Origin of the sequence: Streptomyces sp. NPDC059989, from assembly GCF_042736975.1 — a bacterium.
GTDB lineage: Bacteria > Actinomycetota > Actinomycetes > Streptomycetales > Streptomycetaceae > Streptomyces.
The window spans coordinates 91,597-108,859 of sequence record NZ_JBHWUO010000012.1 but is presented as its reverse complement, the minus strand read 5'-3'; the positions used below and the strand labels follow the sequence as shown (position 1 = coordinate 108,859).

Annotated in this window: 19 protein-coding genes; 10 read left to right on the top strand and 9 right to left on the bottom strand. The window is 70.1% G+C overall.

Going from position 1 to position 17,263, the window contains the following annotated elements:
- Positions 1–195: 195 nt before the first annotated feature.
- The gene (locus tag ACFWBN_RS13425) at positions 196–561 is read right to left on the bottom strand and encodes a YybH family protein (RefSeq protein WP_385175418.1); all 366 of its coding nucleotides are present in this window, start codon (positions 559–561) and stop codon (positions 196–198) included.
- A gap of 103 nt (positions 562–664) precedes the next feature.
- Between ACFWBN_RS13425 and ACFWBN_RS13420 the strand changes: the two genes are divergently transcribed.
- The gene (locus ACFWBN_RS13420) at positions 665–1,588 is read left to right on the top strand and encodes a LysR family transcriptional regulator (protein WP_385175415.1); all 924 of its coding nucleotides are present in this window, start codon (positions 665–667) and stop codon (positions 1,586–1,588) included.
- Positions 1,589–1,659: 71 nt separating this feature from the next.
- Here ACFWBN_RS13420 and ACFWBN_RS13415 read toward each other — a convergent pair whose 3' ends face one another.
- The 8 genes from ACFWBN_RS13415 to ACFWBN_RS13380 all read right to left on the bottom strand — a co-directional run bounded on the left by ACFWBN_RS13415 (position 1,660) and on the right by ACFWBN_RS13380 (position 9,006).
- Complete coding sequence (locus ACFWBN_RS13415) at positions 1,660–3,195, bottom strand: MFS transporter (protein ID WP_385175412.1); 1,536 nt, start codon at positions 3,193–3,195, stop codon at positions 1,660–1,662.
- Positions 3,196–3,248: 53 nt separating this feature from the next.
- Positions 3,249–4,670, bottom strand: a complete 1,422-nt coding sequence (locus ACFWBN_RS13410; protein ID WP_385175409.1) for an FAD-binding oxidoreductase — start codon at positions 4,668–4,670, stop codon at positions 3,249–3,251.
- Between the two features lie 178 nt (positions 4,671–4,848).
- Positions 4,849–5,433 (bottom strand): 4'-phosphopantetheinyl transferase superfamily protein, encoded by a 585-nt coding sequence (locus ACFWBN_RS13405; protein WP_385175406.1) that lies wholly within the window; start codon positions 5,431–5,433, stop codon positions 4,849–4,851.
- Positions 5,426–6,277, bottom strand: a complete 852-nt coding sequence (locus tag ACFWBN_RS13400; RefSeq protein ID WP_385175403.1) for an alpha/beta fold hydrolase — start codon at positions 6,275–6,277, stop codon at positions 5,426–5,428. Before ACFWBN_RS13400 ends, ACFWBN_RS13405 begins: the two co-directional genes overlap by 8 nt.
- Positions 6,278–6,297: 20 nt before the next feature.
- The gene (locus tag ACFWBN_RS13395) at positions 6,298–7,137 is read right to left on the bottom strand and encodes a hypothetical protein (protein WP_385175399.1); all 840 of its coding nucleotides are present in this window, start codon (positions 7,135–7,137) and stop codon (positions 6,298–6,300) included.
- A complete protein-coding gene (locus ACFWBN_RS13390) occupies positions 7,137–7,379 on the bottom strand; it encodes an acyl carrier protein (protein WP_385175396.1) in 243 nt (80 codons plus the stop codon). Before ACFWBN_RS13390 ends, ACFWBN_RS13395 begins: the two co-directional genes overlap by 1 nt.
- A complete protein-coding gene (locus tag ACFWBN_RS13385) occupies positions 7,376–8,254 on the bottom strand; it encodes a diiron oxygenase (RefSeq protein WP_385175393.1) in 879 nt (292 codons plus the stop codon). Before ACFWBN_RS13385 ends, ACFWBN_RS13390 begins: the two co-directional genes overlap by 4 nt.
- 53 nt (positions 8,255–8,307) lie before the next feature.
- Entirely contained in the window at positions 8,308–9,006 is a 699-nt protein-coding gene (locus ACFWBN_RS13380; protein WP_385175390.1) for a class I SAM-dependent methyltransferase, read from the bottom strand.
- A 316-nt stretch (positions 9,007–9,322) separates the two neighbouring features.
- Between ACFWBN_RS13380 and ACFWBN_RS13375 the strand changes: the two genes are divergently transcribed.
- The 9 genes from ACFWBN_RS13375 (at position 9,323) to ACFWBN_RS13335 (ending at position 17,243) form a co-directional block, all read left to right on the top strand.
- Complete coding sequence (locus tag ACFWBN_RS13375) at positions 9,323–10,534, top strand: acyl-CoA dehydrogenase family protein (protein ID WP_385175387.1); 1,212 nt, start codon at positions 9,323–9,325, stop codon at positions 10,532–10,534.
- A gap of 89 nt (positions 10,535–10,623) precedes the next feature.
- Positions 10,624–11,085, top strand: a complete 462-nt coding sequence (locus ACFWBN_RS13370) for a PhzA/PhzB family protein (RefSeq protein ID WP_385175384.1) — start codon at positions 10,624–10,626, stop codon at positions 11,083–11,085.
- 65 nt (positions 11,086–11,150) lie between these two features.
- The gene (locus ACFWBN_RS13365; protein WP_385175381.1) at positions 11,151–12,323 is read left to right on the top strand and encodes a 3-deoxy-7-phosphoheptulonate synthase; all 1,173 of its coding nucleotides are present in this window, start codon (positions 11,151–11,153) and stop codon (positions 12,321–12,323) included.
- 43 nt (positions 12,324–12,366) lie between these two features.
- Positions 12,367–12,990 (top strand): isochorismatase family protein, encoded by a 624-nt coding sequence (locus tag ACFWBN_RS13360; RefSeq protein ID WP_385175378.1) that lies wholly within the window; start codon positions 12,367–12,369, stop codon positions 12,988–12,990.
- The gene (locus ACFWBN_RS13355) at positions 12,987–14,882 is read left to right on the top strand and encodes an anthranilate synthase family protein (protein WP_385175374.1); all 1,896 of its coding nucleotides are present in this window, start codon (positions 12,987–12,989) and stop codon (positions 14,880–14,882) included. The genes ACFWBN_RS13360 and ACFWBN_RS13355 overlap by 4 nt, the downstream gene beginning before the upstream one ends.
- Positions 14,879–15,214 carry a hypothetical protein gene (locus tag ACFWBN_RS13350; protein ID WP_385175371.1) on the top strand — a complete coding sequence of 112 codons (336 nt, stop codon included), beginning with the start codon at positions 14,879–14,881 and terminating at the stop codon, positions 15,212–15,214. The genes ACFWBN_RS13355 and ACFWBN_RS13350 overlap by 4 nt, the downstream gene beginning before the upstream one ends.
- Before the next feature lie 32 nt (positions 15,215–15,246).
- Entirely contained in the window at positions 15,247–16,101 is an 855-nt protein-coding gene (locus tag ACFWBN_RS13345) for a PhzF family phenazine biosynthesis protein (RefSeq protein ID WP_385175368.1), read from the top strand.
- Between the two features lie 10 nt (positions 16,102–16,111).
- Complete coding sequence (gene phzG, locus ACFWBN_RS13340; RefSeq protein ID WP_385175366.1) at positions 16,112–16,750, top strand: phenazine biosynthesis FMN-dependent oxidase PhzG; 639 nt, start codon at positions 16,112–16,114, stop codon at positions 16,748–16,750.
- A 70-nt stretch (positions 16,751–16,820) separates the two neighbouring features.
- Positions 16,821–17,243 (top strand): VOC family protein, encoded by a 423-nt coding sequence (locus ACFWBN_RS13335; RefSeq protein WP_385175363.1) that lies wholly within the window; start codon positions 16,821–16,823, stop codon positions 17,241–17,243.
- The last annotated feature ends 20 nt before the right edge of the window (positions 17,244–17,263 follow it).

Genomic DNA, 17,263 nt, shown 5'->3' with positions numbered 1-17,263 from the left:
GCTGGGTCGACACCTAGCCGGACGGTTCCACCGGTGGTACGAGTCTGCGCGGCGCCCTCCTGTTCCGACTGCTGTCGTCGAGTCGTGGTGGAGAAGCCAACTGTCTTACCCAACAGGTTCGTTGACTCCTGCTCACAGATCAATAGAGCCGGTCACGGCCCCGAAGGGCCCTGACCGGCTCCCTCCGGCCCTCCGTCAGCGCGTGGGCGGGTTGAACTCCGGCTGGTCGAGCAGACGCAGCCACGTGCCGTCGGGCTGGCGGCGGACCACCTGCGCGCGGGCACCCGAGCCGTCCTTGGGAGGGGTGGAGGTCAGGGCGATGTCGCCACTGACCAAGGTCGGCAGCGGGGTCTCCTGCTCAAATTTCGGGGCGTGCGCCAGCACCTTTTCCCAAAGCTGGCGGATGGCCTCACGGCCTACCGTGACACTGCCCGGAGGGTAGGCCATGACGGCGGTTTCCTCGTAGAGCGCGGCGATGCCGGCCGCATCGCCCGCATTGGCACGCTCGACGAACAGACGGGTGAGGTCTTCCGGCTTCAATGCCTTCTCGTTCTCCGACACAGGGGTCCTTCCGTGCATGGCTGACTTTCGGCCCTGCCAGTCTCCAATGCCGCATCTTCACAAGTCCAATCAATCAAGCTGATCAGCGTTATAATCAACGACTATGGAACTCAGGCAGTTGAGGTACTTCATCGCCGTCGCAGAGGAATCCAACTTCACCCGGGCCGCGGAACGGCTGCGTATCAGCCAACCCGGGATCAGCGCGCAGATCCGTCAGCTGGAACACGACCTGGGTGCGACCTTGATCGACCGCTCCGGTCGCAGCGCGAGCCTGACCTCCGCCGGAGAGGCGATTCTCGGCCATGCCCGGGCGGCCCTCGCGGCCGCCGAGGCCGCGCGCCACGCGGTCGCCGAAGTGAACGGGCTGCTCCGGGGCCGGCTCACCGTGGGAATGGTCACCGCGTGCACGGTCACCCCGCTGTTCGACGCCCTCGCCTCTTTCCACCGGGCCCATCCCGGGGTCGAGATCACGCTGGTCGAACACAACTCCGACGAGCTCATCGAGCAGGTTCGCGGCGGTGTGGCGGACCTGGCCCTGATCGGGACCGCCGACGAGCCCCCGCAGGGGCTGGAAGCCATGCCGATCATCAGCGAACGGCTGGTCGCGGCCGTTCCCTTCGGCCATCCCCTCGCCGAACCCGCGCGGGTCACGCTCGACGACATCAGCGCCTACCCGATCGTCTGCCTGCCCGAAGGCACGGGGATCCGCGCCGTGTTCGACCAGGCCTGTGCGGCCAAGGGAATCCGGCCGAACCTGGCGCTGCAGGCCAGTGCGCCCAGTACGGTGGCCAACCTCGCGCTCCGCGGCCTCGGCGTCGCCGTGCTCTCCGAGTCCATGGCCGTCCATTACGAAGGCCTGCAGACGCTCGTCATCGACGATATCCAGACACTGGCGGTGCTCTCCCTGGTATACAACTCGGGCAAGAGCGCGGCGCTCCGGGAACTGCTGGCGCACTGCCGCCACTCCTTCCTCGCGGCGCCCGCCGACCGGCTGGTTTCGGCCACGGCCGATCTGGCCACCGGCTGAGCGGTCCCCGTACGGGCAACGCGGCCGGCCCCGACTCGGACGAGTCGGGGCCGGCCGTGCGGTACGACGGATCAGCTCTCGGCCGCCACCGGCTGTCCCGGGGCGTCCGCCGCCGGAGCGGGCTTGGGCTGCTGGTTGGCCACGAAGTCCTTGGCGCGGATCAGCAGCAGGGACAGCACGCCGCCGATCAGGGCCAGTCCGGCCGCGATGGCGAGCAGGGTGTTGATCCCGTCCACGAACCCGGACAGGGCCAGATCGTTGACCTGCGTGTGGAAGGCCTCGGGGGTGGAGGCGACCGCGGCTTCGATGTCGCCGCCCCGGACCTGAGCGGTGAGGTCCGCGCTGCGCCCCGCCAGCTCGGGGGTGCCCCGCAGCCCGTCGGCGAGCTTGTCGCCGATGATGGCGGCGAAGATGGAACCCAGCACCGCGACGCTCGCCGTGACACCGAGCTGGCGGAAGGTGCTGTTCGTACCCGCGGCCATGCCCGACCTGGACATGTCCACCACGCCCATCGCGGTGGAGGCCAGGGGCGGGTTGACCAGGCCGGCGCCGATGCCGCCGAGCACGAAGCCGGGGATGAAGTGGGTCCAGCCGGTGTCCGCGTCCACGCTGCCCATCAGCAGCAGCCCGACGCCGACCAGGATCAGGCCGCCACCGATCAGGAACCGCGCCGGGAGCCTGCTGCTCAGCCTGCCGGCGATGTTCGAGGCGACCAGCATCGCCACGGAGGCGGTGAGCAGCCGGAGCCCGGTCTCCAGCGAGGAGTACTGGAGCACTTCCTGGAAGTAGATGGCCAGGAACAGGAACATCGCGAAGAGCGAGCCGTTCATGGCGAACGCCGCGATGGCCCCGCCGAGGAAGGTGGGGATCCGGAAGAGTCCCAGGTCGAACATCGGCTGCTCGACCCTCGACTCGACGACGAGGAAGGCGATCAGCAGGACCGCGCCGGTGATCAGGAAGGTCAGCGCGGTCGAGTCGGACCAGCTGGACTCGCCGGCCTGGATGAGGCCGTAGACCAGGGTGGCCAGGCCGCCGGTGAGCAGGATGAAGCCCGGCCAGTCGAGCTTCCGGGCGAAGGGGGACTTCGCCTCGTCCACCCGCAGCATCACGATCGCGGCGACCGCGATGCCGATCGGCACGTTGATGAGGAAGATGCCCCGCCAGCTGATGCCGGCGGTGATCAGACCACCCGCGACCGGGCCGATCGCGGAGGCGAGGCCGGTGACCATGCCCCAGGTGCCGAAGGCGGTGCCGAGTTCCCTGCCCCGGAACGCGCCCGCCAGCAGGGCCAGGCCGGTCGCGAACATCACCGAACCGCCGACACCCTGCACGATGCGGGAGAGCACCAGCATGAAGGGCGACTGGGCCAGACCGCAGAGCAGCGAGCCGATGGTGAAGACGACGACACCGATGCCGTAGAGCCGCTTGCGGCCGAACCGGTCGGCGAGCGTTCCACTGGTCAGCAGCAGTGAGGCGAGTGCGAGCGAGTAACCGTCAATGACCCATTGCAGATCGGCGAAGCTGGCGTTCAGGTCCTCTTGGATGGGGGGCATGACGACGTACACGATCGTCGTGTCCAGCAGGAGCATGAAGGTGCCCCCGCACACCGCTAACAGTGTCCACCACTTCTTTTCCATGTGAATTCCTTCTGCCGGCCGAGCTAGCGGATGCTCTGGACGTTGATCGGGGGGATGTTGTGCGTCAGGCGAAACAGGTTCGCGGGGTCGTACACGGCCTTGATCTCCCTCAGGCGCAGGTAGTCCTTGGGGTCGTAGGCCATGCGCACCTGTTCGGCAGTGGCGTTCTCTCCGTACAGGAAGTTCAGGGAGCGGCCGGTCGTGACGGGCTCCAGGGCCTCGATCAGCCGGGCGTGCGCGGCCCGTGTGGCGTCGAGGTTGTCGGGTGCGACGCGGTTCAGTACGGCGAGCATGTACGCCGCGTCGCGGTTGCCGACCGCGTTGGCCACCGCCGGCGGCTGGGCCAGGGCGCCGCCGAGGTGGCGGATCTCCACGATGCAGGTGATCGGGGCCTGCGGGCCCGTCAGTTCGAGCACCGTCTTGACCAGGTCCTCGTCGAGGTCTCGGGTCATGGCATTGGTCCCGATGTACGGGGCCGGCTGCACCGGGTCGTTGTGGATCGAGCCGGACTCCGCGTACGGCAGTTCGCGCACGGAATCGGCGAGGGCCGGTCCGAGCGCCCGCAGCGGCGCGACCAGCCGCTCGCCGGTCTCGGCGTCACCCAGGTAGGCCACCCGTACGTGCACCACGTACCGTCCCCGCAGCGGCGGCGGGAGCACCGGGATGTCGGGGAGCGGGACGAGCGCGATGGACGAGGTCATCTCGTCCGGAACGGTCTCGGTCCAGCGCAGGTAGGCGTTCACCACGTGCTCGGCGAGGCTGCCGTCGAAGTAGAGGCCGCCGCCGTAGAGGCGTTCGACGGGTACGAGGTCCACTTCGAGGGCGGTGACCACGCCCAGGCTGCCGCGACCGCCGCGCAGGGCCCAGAAGAGGTCGGGGTCGCTCTCGCCGGTGACGTGGCGCAGCTGCCCGTCGGCGGTGACGACGTCGATGGCGCGGATGTGATCGGCGGCGTATCCGTGGCGGCGGGCCATCAGGCCCAGGCCGCCGCCGAGCATGTAGGAGACGGCGCCGACGCCGGGGGCGCTGCCGTTGAGCGGGGCCAGCCCGTGCGGGGTGGCCGCCTCGATCAGCTGCCGGGAGGTGACACCGGCGGCGAACCGGGCGGTGCGGGCCTCGGGGTCGATCCGAACGTCCGTCATCCGGTCGGTGGTGATCAGCAGTCCGCCGTCGGCGGCGAGGGCGGGGCTGTGGCCGGTGGCCTGGACCGCGACCGGCAGGTCGTGGGCGGCGGCGAACTCCACGGCCGCGCGCACCTCCTCGGCACGGGTCGCGCCGACGACCAGGGCCGGGCGGTGGACCCCGAAGGTCTGGTACCCGGTGCGTTCCTCGTCGTACGCCTCGTCACCGGGCAGCAGGACCGGACCGCTTACGCGTCCGGACAGTTCCCCGATCGCCGGTCCCGGGCCGGCGGTGGGGTCGGACACGTCATGCCCGGTGCTCATGTTCGTTCCTCTCGGTGGGCGCGCAGCGTGGGGCCCGGAATCGGAGGGGCGATGGCCCGCCCTCCGCCAGCGGGGGACTGGTGTCGGGAGGGCGGGCGTACGGTGTCGCACCTGAATGCTCGCCGAACCCGGTATCAGAAGTCCAAGACCTTGTTTTTGTGGATACCAGAACTGTTGGTTATGCCTGAGGGGTCGGCGGGTGCCGAACGGCGACCGCGAAGGCGAAGGCCCTCGTGCCGCCGTGCGTGACGAGGGCCCGGTCCGCTCCGGCCCGGGCCCACAGCAGGCCGTCGTCGGACCGGCTGAGGCGAACCCGCCAGAAGAGGCCGCCATGGGCCCGCGTGCAGTCGGAGAGCGCCTTGAATCCGGCCTCCTTCGCGGCGAACAGGCGGCGCAGCGTCTGCCGGCCGCGGTCCGGCCACAGCAGTGCCCGCTCGGTGTCGTTCAGGAGGTAGCGGTCCAGGCCCGGTCCGAGGTGGCCCGTCTCCAGGTCCACGCCGATGCCCGTGACCCCCCGGGCGACGACCGCGACGGCGAAGGACCGCGTATGCGTGATCGCACCGGCGAAGCCGTCGGGGAACACCGGGGCGCCGTCGGAGCGGCGGCCCACCGTCAGGACGGCGGAGCCGGCACGCCGGAGCGCCGCGCCGGCCGCGGTACGGCCGGCGCGGCGCTGCTCGGCCGGGCCGTGCGGAGGGTCGACCCGCGCGACCTCCAACAGGATCCCCGCGGGCCGGCCGTCGGTCGGGGCGGACTCAGGCATCCGCTCCGATGACCCGGGAGACGAAGGCCACGACCTCCTTCTGGAACCACTCGGGCTCCTCCAGGAACGCGAGGTGCCCGCCGCGGGGCACCGTGACCGTCTCCGAGTCCGGCAGCAGCCGGGCCAGTTCCTCCGCACCGTGGGACCCGAGCGAGAAGTCGTCGCCGCCCACGAACAGCAGGGTGGGCTGCGTGACCTTGCTGAGCAGCTCGGGCTCGAGCGGTGCCTTGACGGACACCGCCAGTCCGGCCCGGAGCGACTCCTGGGTGTGGATGCCGAGGAAGTTCTGCTTCCGGCCGATGAACCCGGTCGGCCCCGCGGTCTCCACCGCGTAGTCGCCCGAGACCAGCGGGTACAGCTGGTCGTAGAGCACTCCCAGTCCCCCGGTGTCCAGGGCCTTCAGCCAGGACTTGGTGATCCGGCGCAGGCGCTGGCCGCCATAGGGGCTCATGGCCGGACCGGCGAAGATCAGGCCGTGCACCCGCTCCGGGTACGCCACCGCGAAGTCGCGGCAGATCAGCGTGGAGAAGGAAGTGCCGAGCAGGAAGGCCTTCTCGATCCCGAGGGAGTCGAGCAGCGCCTTCAGGTCGGTCACGTGGTCTTCCCAGACGGGCTCGCCGACCTGCGGGGTCGACTCGCCCTGCCCGCGCAGGTCGTAGGAGAGCAGCCGCGCCCCTGAGGCCAGATTCGCGGTGTACGACCGCCAGGACTTCCGGTCCATGAAGAAGTTGTTGATCAGGACGATGTCGGGGCCGTCCCCGCGGCGCTCGTAGGCGATCTCTATGTCGTCGTTCACCCGGACCGTGCCGGTCTCGATGGGGTCGTGAACGGTCGTGTCTGTCATGGGTTCATCTCCGGCTGATGTCACTGCACTTCGAGAAGTGCCTCGGTGGCGGACCTCGCGCTCCCGAATCGGGCGGTCAGGATGTGCACCCAGCGCTCCAGTCCGAAGGCGAGGCAGCTGGTGTGCGCCGCCTGGCCGTCCGGGAGGCTGATCTCGCAGCGCTCCCCGAAGAAGTTGCGGTGGTAGTTCACCGAACCGATGGCCAGGCCGTCGACGATGAACTCCTCCTTGACCGGGAACAGCAGCTGCATCTTGGCCCGTGAGCCCTTGCTGTCGAAGAAGGGGTCGGTCGCGACCTCGGTCTTCATGTCCAGCCCGAGCTTCCCCGCCAGGCCCAGCACCAGTTCCTTGGCGCCGGACAGGTGCTCCTTCGCACCATCGCCCCCGCCCACGAAGACGATCTCCCGCATCGAGAAGCCGAGGAGGCGCCGCAGCCCCTCGTACCGGGTCTCGTTGCGGTAGCAGGTCGCCACCGTGGTGAACCGGTTGGCCTCGGACGGCAGGGTCTGGCCGCGCAGGTCGAAGTAGACCGAATAGCAGGCGGCGGACGGCAGGCCCAGCCGCGCCTCGTTCAGCACCTCGGCCGGAAGTGCGGTGAGCGGGCGGTCGGCGGACGCCCGGAATGCGGTGAGCCGTTCCGGGTCGGCGGTCGAGACGGCCAGGCCCAGGTGCGGGAAGTTCTCGTAGTAGTCGATGCCTTCGAGGTCTTCCGCCCGCAGCAGCACCGGGTAGCGGCGCTCATCGGCCTCCAGCCGCTCGGCCCACGAGAGGACCAGCGCGTCGAACGCCCGGATGAGCCGGAGTTCGTCCGCGCCGAGCACGCCCAGCCCGCTGTCCGTCCGCCCGGTGGTGGCCCCCATCAGTTCGCGGTGCGCGCGAGGAAGCGCGCATCGATCTTGCGGAGCGTCCGGAAGTCGTCCACGTCGATGTCCTCGGGGTCGATCGGCTCACCGCCGAGTTCCTCCAGCAGGTAGAGGAACTCGACGAACGCCAGCGAGTCGATCGCCCGGCGGTCGATCAGGTCGTCGTCGAGCCCCACCTCGCCCACCGCGGGGTTGCGCGTCGTGATGAATTCCAGCACCGCGGTGATCTTGTCGCTCATGCTTCTGCCCCCTGGACTCCGAGACCGGACCGCTCTAGGAACTTCTGAGTACGGTTGAGAATGCGGTTGTGGGCGAGCTTGCGGGCCGGGTGCTCGAGCAGCTGACGCCGCAGTTCGAGCGGGTTGTCCAGCCCCGCGTCGCGGTAGACCGCCGGGTTGTACAGACTGCGGATGCTGTAATCGAGGTACGCATCCAGGTACTTGGCGAGGACGGGGATGTCCTCGGGGTGGTTCTCCTTCACCTGCTCCAGCAGCTGCGTGAAGATGTACCGGCCGAACGCCACGTGCCGGCTTTCGTCCTGGTGGTGGACCCGGTTGATCTCCCTCGCGATGTGCGGCAGGTCCTGGTCCGTCGCCATCTTCGCGTTGAAGTAGTCGACGATCTCCTCGAATATGAGGATGCGGGCGAAGATGACCAGCTCACTGGCCGCCTCCCCGACTCCCTCGATCCGGTTGACGCCGACCGCCGGACCGGCCGGGTAGACCTTCTTGCCGTAGCGCAGGCAGAAGGCGCCGAAGAACCACATGTGCTCGTTCTCTTCACCGATGAAGTGGTGGAGGAACTCCGAGGCGTCCGCGTACGTCTTGGTGTGGATGCGCAGCACGACCTCGCTGAGCAGCTCCCGGATGCCGTGGATGTTGAGGCTGAAGAAGTTGACCGCCTCGAACCGGGTGAGCGCGAGCTGCTGCTCACGCGTCAGCGCGTCCCAGTATTCGGTACCGGCGAGCGTGACCAGGTCCTCGCTCATCCAGGGGCGGTCCTCTTCGAGCGTGTCGGGCCACTCGAAGATCGTGTACGGGTTGTAGTAGTCCGACTCCGCCATCGCCTCGAGCCGGTCGAGCTCAAGGTTCAGCGGCTTGATGGTCTTTGCCATCGGCAGAGCCTTCCTTCAGGAGTGTCACTCGGTGGAACCACGCGCCGGCCGCTCTAGGCCCGCTCGGCCTGGACCGTCCACACGGGGAGCTGGGTCCGGCCCTGGTCGTCGATCGCGACCTTCGACCCGACCTTGGCCAGGAACGTCTTCGTGGAGGCCGCCACACCCCAGTAGATGGTCCGGCGGAGGTCCGTCACGGCCCAGCCCCCTTCGGCCAGGACCTCCCGCACGGTCGCCTCGGACACCGAGAGCGGCGCGGGCATGCCCCCGGGGACGTCGGCGAAGCACAGCATGTTGAGCCAGGCGCCGGGCTTGGTGGCGCGGTGCAGCGCTGCGACGTAGCGCTGGCGGGACACCGCGTCCAGGGTATGGAACAGCGCGCTGTCGAGCACGGTGTCGAACCTGCCCTCGTACCCGGCCAGGCTGGTGGCATCGGCGACGGCGAACTCGATGCCCGTCCCCTTCGCGCGCTCGGCGGCCTGCTCGATCGCCGCCGAGGCCGCGTCGACGCCCGTCACCCGGTGACCGCGGCCGGCCAGGAAGACGGCGTTGTCACCGAGACCGCATCCGATGTCGAGCACCTCGCCCCGGATGCGTCCCAGGGACTCGAATTCGATCACACCCGGCTGGGCCTCGCCGATGTCCCACGGAACGCTGCTGATCTCCGCGTCCGCCAGCAGTTCCCCGCCCCGGTAGACGGCGTTGAAGTCCGCGGTGGCGAAATCATAAGGCTTGTCGACGCTGTTGCTCATACGAACCCTCCTCCAGTGACGCAATTGGTGCAACTAATTCACTGGCCCCATTCGCCGGGCACAGCCCACGCCGGGGTCACGTTAGCGGCGCACCGCACGCTTGGTCTCGTGCCGGTGCGGACGTTCAACTGAGGAATTCCTCAGTCGGACACCGCGGGCCGCGGGGCCGGCAGGAGGCCGATCCGACGCGGGTGGCTGTGGCCGACGGGAGGACGTACTCTGCCGACGGCCGGGAAAGTACGGGCCGGAAACCACTCCGGAGCATCTCTTTCATCGGGAGCCGTTGCCCCGATCAAGCCGGAAGGAATTAGGGGGAATGAACAGTTCTGTTCAAGAAACCGCTGTCCCCGACGACGTCCTGCGCGCCGACCTGGTGGCCCGGGCGACCGTGCTGCGGGACGACCTGCGCAGGGATTCCGCGGGGAGCGAGCAGACCCGCCGGCTCTCCGAGGACGTCATCGGCAAGATCACCGGGGCGGGCCTGACCAGGCTTCTCACACCGAAGCGGCTGGGCGGGTACCAAACGGGCGTTCGCACACTGCTGGACGTCACCACCGAGCTGGGCCGCGGCTGTTGTTCGGCCGCGTGGGTCACCGGAGTGCTCAATGCCGGGAACTACGTGGTCTCGCTCTTCTCCGACCAGGCCCAGGACGAGGTCTGGGGCAGCGATCCGGACGCCCGCACGGCGCAGGTCCTGGGGCGGCCGGCCTTCTCCGTGGAGGAGACCGAAGGCGGCGTCCGCGTCACCGGGGAGTGGGGCTACGCCTCGGGTTCCCTGCACGCAGAGTGGTTCGGCGGCCTCATCGCGATCGGCGGCGCATCGGGCAGGCCCGAGACGTACTTCGCGCTGATGCCGGCGGCCGACGTGACCATCAGGGACACCTGGCACTTCGCCGGAATGCGCGGGACCGGCAGCAATACCGTGGTGGCGGACGGGATTTTCATCCCCAGGCACCGGCTGCTGCCCTACGTACCCGTACTCAACGGTGAGACCGACGGCCTGGTCCCCGAGAGCCACGCCTACCGCAACAGCATGACCGGGGTGTTCACGATCGGACTGATCGGATCCCTGATCGGCGGCGCGGAGGCGGCACTGGAGTACGTACGGGAGAAGGTCCACACTCGTCCCGTGGCAGGCTCCACCTACGCCCAACAGGTGGACTCCCCCACCACCCAACTGGACCTGGCCGCGGCCGCGGTCAAGGTCGACACCGCCAAACTGCACGCGCAGCGCCTGGCCGACAGCATCGACGGCCACGCCCGCGCGGGCGAGAACCGCGACCTGCTGACCCGGGCCCGCGCCCGCATGGACTCCACGCACGTGGCGCAGCAGTGCCGGGAGGCGATCGACCTGCTGGTCACCGCCTACGGCTCCTCGGCCTTCAGCGAGTCGAACCCGCTCCAGCAGATCTGGCGCGACATCAACGTGGGCAGCCGGCACGCCGGCTTCGGCATGGGCATCCCCGAGCAGGTCTACGGTCGCGCGCTGGTCGGCAAGGACCCGCGCGACCTCAGTTCCCTGGTCTGACCGGCACCGCACCGCGCCGGGCACGGCCGGCTTCCCCTGGCAGATCCCCTGCAGATCCCTGCAGTTCCTCACGGAGGCGACACTTCGACATGTCCGATGACAACGAGGTACGCGAGCAGAACCGCGCCGTCGTGGCGCAATACATGAACACCCGCGGCCAGGACCGCCTGCGGCGCCACCTCCTCTTCACCGAGGACGGCATCGGCGGTCTGTGGACCACGGAGAGCGGCGAGCCCATCGTCATCACCGGCCGGGACCGGTTGGGCGACCATGCCGTCTGGTCGTTGAAGTGCTTCCCGGACTGGGTCTGGACGAATGTCGAAATATTCGACACCCAGGACCCGAACCAGTTCTGGGTGGAGTGCGACGGCGAAGGGAAGATACTCTTCCCCGGATACCCGGACGGGCATTACCGAAATCACTTCCTGCACTCGTTCCTGTTCGAGAACGGAAAGATAAAGAAGCAGCGTGAATTCATGAACCCGTGCCAGCAGTTTCGGGCTCTGGGCATCGACGTGCCGACGGTCCAGCGGGCCGGCATTCCCACCTGAGGTACCGAGGCCGGCGTCAGTCGACCGCCGAGCCCCATTCCACTCTTCATCTCGCGGGGGACATCGTGAGGCAGCTCGTCCCGAAACTCCACGAATTAAAAGCCTTCCAGCAGCCCGAGTGGGAGGACGCCGCGCAGGTGCGGCGCGTGCGGGAGGCCCTGTCGTCCCTCCCGCCCCTGGTCACGGCGGACGCCGTGGCGGAACTCCGCTCCCTGCTGGCCGAGGTGGCCGCCGGCAGGGCCCTGGTCCTGCAGGCCGGGGACTGCGCCGAGGATCCGGCGGAGTCCTCGCCGGCCGATGTCCGCAGGAAGTCCGCGCTGCTCGACAGACTGGCGGACATCCTGGGTGAGGCCACCGGGAAGCCGGCCCTCCGGGTCGGCCGGATCGGAGGACAGTTCGCCAAGCCCCGTTCGGAGCGCTTCGAGCAGGTCGGCGGACTCGCTCTGCCGGTCTTCCGCGGCCACATGGTCAACGCCCCCGAACCGGATCCGCAGCGGCGCCGCCCGGACCCGGAGCGGATGCTCACCTGCTACCGGGCGGCGGACGACATCGTCCGCGAACTGGACCGGCGCAACACCGCCCGGCCCCGCGCCGGGAAGGTGTGGACCAGCCACGAGGCGCTGCTGCTGGACTACGAGGTCCCGATGGTCCGCGAGGCCGGCGACGGCAGCCGCTGGCTCGGTTCGGCCCACTGGCCCTGGATCGGCGAGCGGACCCGGCAGACGGACGGTGCGCACGTCCGGCTGCTCGCCGACGTGGTCAACCCGGTCGGCTGCAAGATCGGCCCTGGTACGACCCCCGCCGAGGTGACCGCCCTGTGCGAGCAGCTCGACCCCGGACGCGACCCGGGCCGCCTGACCCTCATCAGCCGGATGGGGGCCCACGTCCTCGCCGACCGCCTCCCGCCGCTCGTCAGGGCGGTGCAGGCGGCGGGCCACCCGGTGATCTGGCTGTGCGACCCCATGCACGGCAACACGATCACCGCTCCCGACGGCAACAAGACCCGCCTCCTGCAGAGCATGCTCGTCGAACTCCGCAGCTTCCTCAGGGTGATGGCCGTGACCGGCGGCGTCGCCGGCGGACTGCACCTGGAGACCACGCCAGACGAAGTCACCGAATGCGTCGCCGACATCTCCGCACTCGGCTCCGTCGGCGATCGGCACACCACCTTCTGCGACCCCCGGCTCAACCCCGGCCAGGCCGTCGCCCTCGTCTCGGCCTGGTCCGACTCCCTCTGAACGCCTGCCGTCCACCGCGCTCCCGCATGGAAGGAACCGACCCATGGCCGGCATACCCGCCATCGCGCCCTATCCCCTGCCGACCAGGGGCAGCCTGCCCGAGAACACCGCCGACTGGACCTTGCGCCCGGAGCGCGCCGTGCTCGTCATCCACGACATGCAGCACTTCTTCCTGCGGCCGGTCCCCGAACCGCTGCGTTCCGAGGTGGTCCACAACGCGGCGCTGCTGCGCAAGCGGGCCGCAAGCCTCGGCGTACCGGTCGCCTACACCGCCCAGCCCGGCGGTATGACGGAGGAACAGCGCGGCCTGCTCCGGGACTTCTGGGGTCCCGGCATGCGCACCGCGCCCGACGACCGGGAGGTGGTGCCCGAACTCGCCCCCGACGAGCGGGACTGGACGCTGACCAAGTGGCGTTACAGCGCCTTCTTCCGCTCGGACCTGCTGGAGCGCATGCGGGCGGCGGGCCGCGACCAGCTGGTCATCTGCGGCGTCTACGCGCACGTCGGCGTTCTGGCCACCGCGGTCGACGCGTTCACCCACGACATCCAGGCCTTCCTGGTGGCCGACGCGGTCGCCGACTTCAGCGCGGACGAGCACCGACTCGCCGTCGACTACGTGGCCGGGCGGTGCGGGATGTCCGTCCTCAGCGAGGAGGTGTTCGTGTGACCGGGCAGGCCCCCGCCGCCGGACGTGACCTCCTCGACCGGGTCCTGGCCCTGGAGGAGCCGTCCTTCGCGCTGCTGTACCGGCCGGAGAGCGGCACCCCGGGCGTCGTGGACGTCCTGGTGGGCGACGTGACCCGGCCGGCCTCGCTGGCGCAGGTCCCGCTGCCCACGGGGCCCCGCGACGCCACGGGCGCCGTCCACGACGTCCTCGTCGTGGTCCCGTACCGGCAGCTGGCCGAGCGCGGGTTCGCCGCGCCCGACGACGGTGCTCCGCTGCTCGCCCTGTCGGTGTCCGAGCAGTCGCGCCTGCCGCTGCCGGAGCTCATGCACCGCATCCCCGACTCCCCGATCACCCTGTCGGGGCAGCACTTCGACGTCTCGGACGAGGAGTACGCCGAGACCGTCCGCCGGGTCGTCAGCGACGAGATCGGCACCGGCGAGGGCGCCAACTTCGTGATCAAGCGAACGCTGCTGGCCGACATCGGCGGATACACCCCGCACGCCGCGCTGTCGCTGTTCCGCCGGTTGATCGAGCGCGAGCAGAGCGCGTACTGGACGTTCGTCATCAGTGTCGGCGGTCGGACCTTCGTCGGCGCGACCCCCGAGCGGCACATCTCGGTGAACGACGGGACCGCGGTGATGAACCCCATCAGCGGCACCTACCGCTATCCCCCGGGCGGGCCGACGCTGCGCGGCATCACGGAGTTCCTGGAGGACCGCAAGGAGACCGACGAGCTCTACATGGTCCTCGACGAGGAGCTCAAGATGATGTCCCGGATCTGCGAGGCGGGTGGCCGCGTGCTCGGCCCCTACCTCAAGGAGATGGCGCAGCTCGCCCACACCGAGTACTTCATCGAAGGGCGGACCCGCCGCGACGTGCGGGAGATCCTGCACGAGACGCTGTTCGCCCCGACCGTCACCGGAAGTCCGCTGGAGAGCGCGGCGCGGGTCATCGACCGCTACGAGCCGCAGGGCCGGCGCTACTACAGCGGTATCGCCGCCCTGATCGGACGGGACGCTTCGGGCGAGCGCGCCCTCGACTCGGCCATCCTGATCCGGACGGCCGACATCGACGAGGCCGGCCGGGTGCGGATCGCCGTCGGCGCCACGCTCGTACGCCATTCGGACCCCGTCTCGGAGGCCGCGGAGACCCGGGCGAAGGCGGCGGTCCTGCTCAGTGCGCTGGAGGCGGGCGGGAAGCGGAGCTTCGGCGCGCACCCCGAGGTCCGGGCGGCCCTGCGGCGCCGCAATGCGGGGATCGCGGACTTCTGGCTGAAGGAGCGCGGCACGGACCGGTTGGCGGTGGCCGGGCTGACCGGGCTGAAGGTGCTGATCGTCGACGCGGAGGACACCTTCACCGCGATGATCGTCCAGCAGCTCGGGGCGATCGGCCTGGCCGCGGACGTACGCCGCTTCGACGAGCCCTACGCGTTCGACGGTGTCGACCTGGTGGTCATGGGGCCCGGTCCGGGGGATCCCCGGGCGGCCGGTGACCCGAAGATCGCGGCCATGAACGCGGCACTGGACACCCTGATCGCCGGCCGGGTCCCCTTCCTCGCGGTCTGCCTCAGCCACCAACTGCTCAGCATGCGCCTCGGATTGGACCTGATGCGGCTGCCGCAGCCCAACCAGGGCGTACAGCGGGAGATCAGCCTCTTCGGGACGCGCGAGCGGGTCGGCTTCTACAACACCTACGCGGCCGTCAGCGCGGAGGACAAGCGCGAGGTGCCGGGCATCGGGCTGGTGGAGGTGAGCCGGGACCGTGACAGCGGGGTGGTGGACGCGCTGCGGGGACCCCGCTTCGCCTCGATGCAGTTCCACGCCGAATCGGTGCTCACCGTCGACGGCCCGCGGCTGATCGCCGAGGCCGTCCTGGGGGTGCTGGGCCGGTGAGGGTCGACATCTCCTGGTGGGACCTGGACGGCTCGTCCCAGACCATCGACTCCCTGCGGGAGCACCTGCGGGACGGGGCCGTCGACGCCTGGGCCGAAGTCCCGGGTCTGCAGCTGAAGTTCTGGATCGCCGATCGCGAACGCAACCGCTGGGGCGCCGTCATGGTGTGGGCGACGGACCGGCCCGCGGGCGGGGAGCTGCCGCCCAACCGGGCGGCCGAGCTGATCGGCCGTCCGCCCGGCCACCGCATGCGCTTCGAGGCCGAGGCCGTGGCCGAGGGGGCACACGCACTCTCCGCCCTGCACGGCCTCGGCGCCGCACTCGCCGACTGAGGTAATCCACCGCATCACAGGGGGTAACGCTCATGCACGAATACATGGTTGTGGACGCCTTCGCCCGCAGACCGCTGGAGGGCAACCCGGTCGCCGTCGTCTTCGACGCCAGCGACCTGAGCGCGGAGCGGATGCAGCGCATCGCCCGCGAGATGAACCTGTCCGAGACCACCTTCGTACTGCCGCCCGAGCAGGGCGGTGACGCCCGGATCCGGATCTTCACTCCGGTGAACGAACTGCCCTTCGCCGGGCATCCGCTGCTGGGCACGGCCGTGGCGCTGAGCCAGACCATGAAGCAGGACCGGCTGCGGCTGGAGACGGCCATGGGCGTCATCCCCTTCGATGTCGAGGCCGTGGACGGCGACGCCGACGGCCCGGGAGGCGCGGCGTCCGTCCGCATGCGGCAGCCGATCCCCAGCTGGGAACCGTACGAGCACGCCGACGCGCTCCTGGCGGCGCTCGGTCCGGACTCCTCGACGGTGCCGGTGGAGGCGTACCGCAACGGGCCCCGCCACGTGTTCGTGGGGCTGGAGAGCGTGCCCGCGCTCTCCGCCCTGCACCCGGACCACCGTGCGCTGTCCGCGTTCCCCGACATGGCGGCCATCTGCTTCGCGGGGGAAGGCCTGAACTGGCGCCTGCGGATGTTCTCCCCGGCCTACGGCGTGGTGGAGGACGCGGCCACCGGCTCCGCGGCCGGCCCGCTCGGCATCCACCTCGCCCGGCACGGACTCGCCGATTACGGGCAGCCCCTGGAGATCCTCCAGGGAGTCGAAATGCGCCGCCCTTCGCTCATGCTCGCGACCGTCGACGGCGTCGGTGACGACGTGCGGACCGTCTGGGTGGGCGGACACGGCACCACCGTCGCGCGCGGCACCCTCTACGTCTAGGAAGACTCGTATGACCGCCAGCAAGTTCGAGAGCCTGACCGGGGAGACGGACCTCGACTTCCCCGAGTACGAAGACCCGCCGGCCGGGCCCATGGGCCTCTTCCAGAGCTGGTTGAAGGCCGCCGTCGAGCGCGGCGTCCGCGAGCCGCGGGCCCTGGCGCTCGCCACCGCGGACGCGCGGGGGCGGACCTCCAGCCGCATCGTCGCCATCACCGAAGTGGCCGGGCGCGGGCTGGTGTTCACCACCCACAGCAGCAGCAGGAAGGCGAGCGACCTGGCCACGAACCCCTGGGCGTCCGGCCTGCTCTACTGGCGCGAGACCGGGCAGCAGATCATTCTCTCCGGCCCCGTGGCACAGCTCGGCGACGACGAGTCCGACGCGATCTGGAACGCCCGTCCCGTCCCGCTGCACGCCATGTCGACCGCGTCCCGGCAGAGCGAGCCGCTGCCCGACCCGGCGGGGCTGCGGGCCGAGGCCGAGCGCCTCGGGGCGACCGGAACCGCGCTGGAGCGGCCGGCCCGGTTCGTCGGCTACGTACTGCGCCCGGCCGAGGTGGAGTTCTGGTGCGCACGCTCCGACAGGCTGCACCACCGGCTCCGCTACGACCGGGACGGAGCCGGATGGCGTACCTCCCGCCTCCAGCCCTGACCCTGCCCCGGGCCGTGGCCGGGTGCTCCCGTCCCCTTCCCCCTCCCTTCGATCACGTTCGGTGGACCAGATGACCGCAGCACCCGATCACGGCGAGCCCGAAGCCCCACCGGAGCGCGCCTTCCCGCTGATCTTCGCGGAGCGCGTACCCCTCACGGCCGGGTTCTACGAGAAGCTCGGCTTCACCCGGCACAGCCAGAGCCCGCCCACCGGAGAGCCGACGTACGTCGGACTGCGCCGCGGCGCCGCGGAGATCGCCGTGGTCGACACCTCCTGGCCCGCGGCCCGGCACGGCGGGGCGGCCGGCCAGGGACTGCGGTTCGAGATGTTCGTCCTCGTTGGCGATCTCGGCACCACGCTCGAAAAGCTCGGCGCCGACGGCGTACCCCTGCTGCGCGGACCCGTCGACATGCCCTGGGGCGAACGGATCGCCTACGTGGCCGATCCGGACGGCAACCCCGTCGCACTGGCCGCCTCCACGCACACCGCCTGAGCACGGCCGGCTGTCCGCCA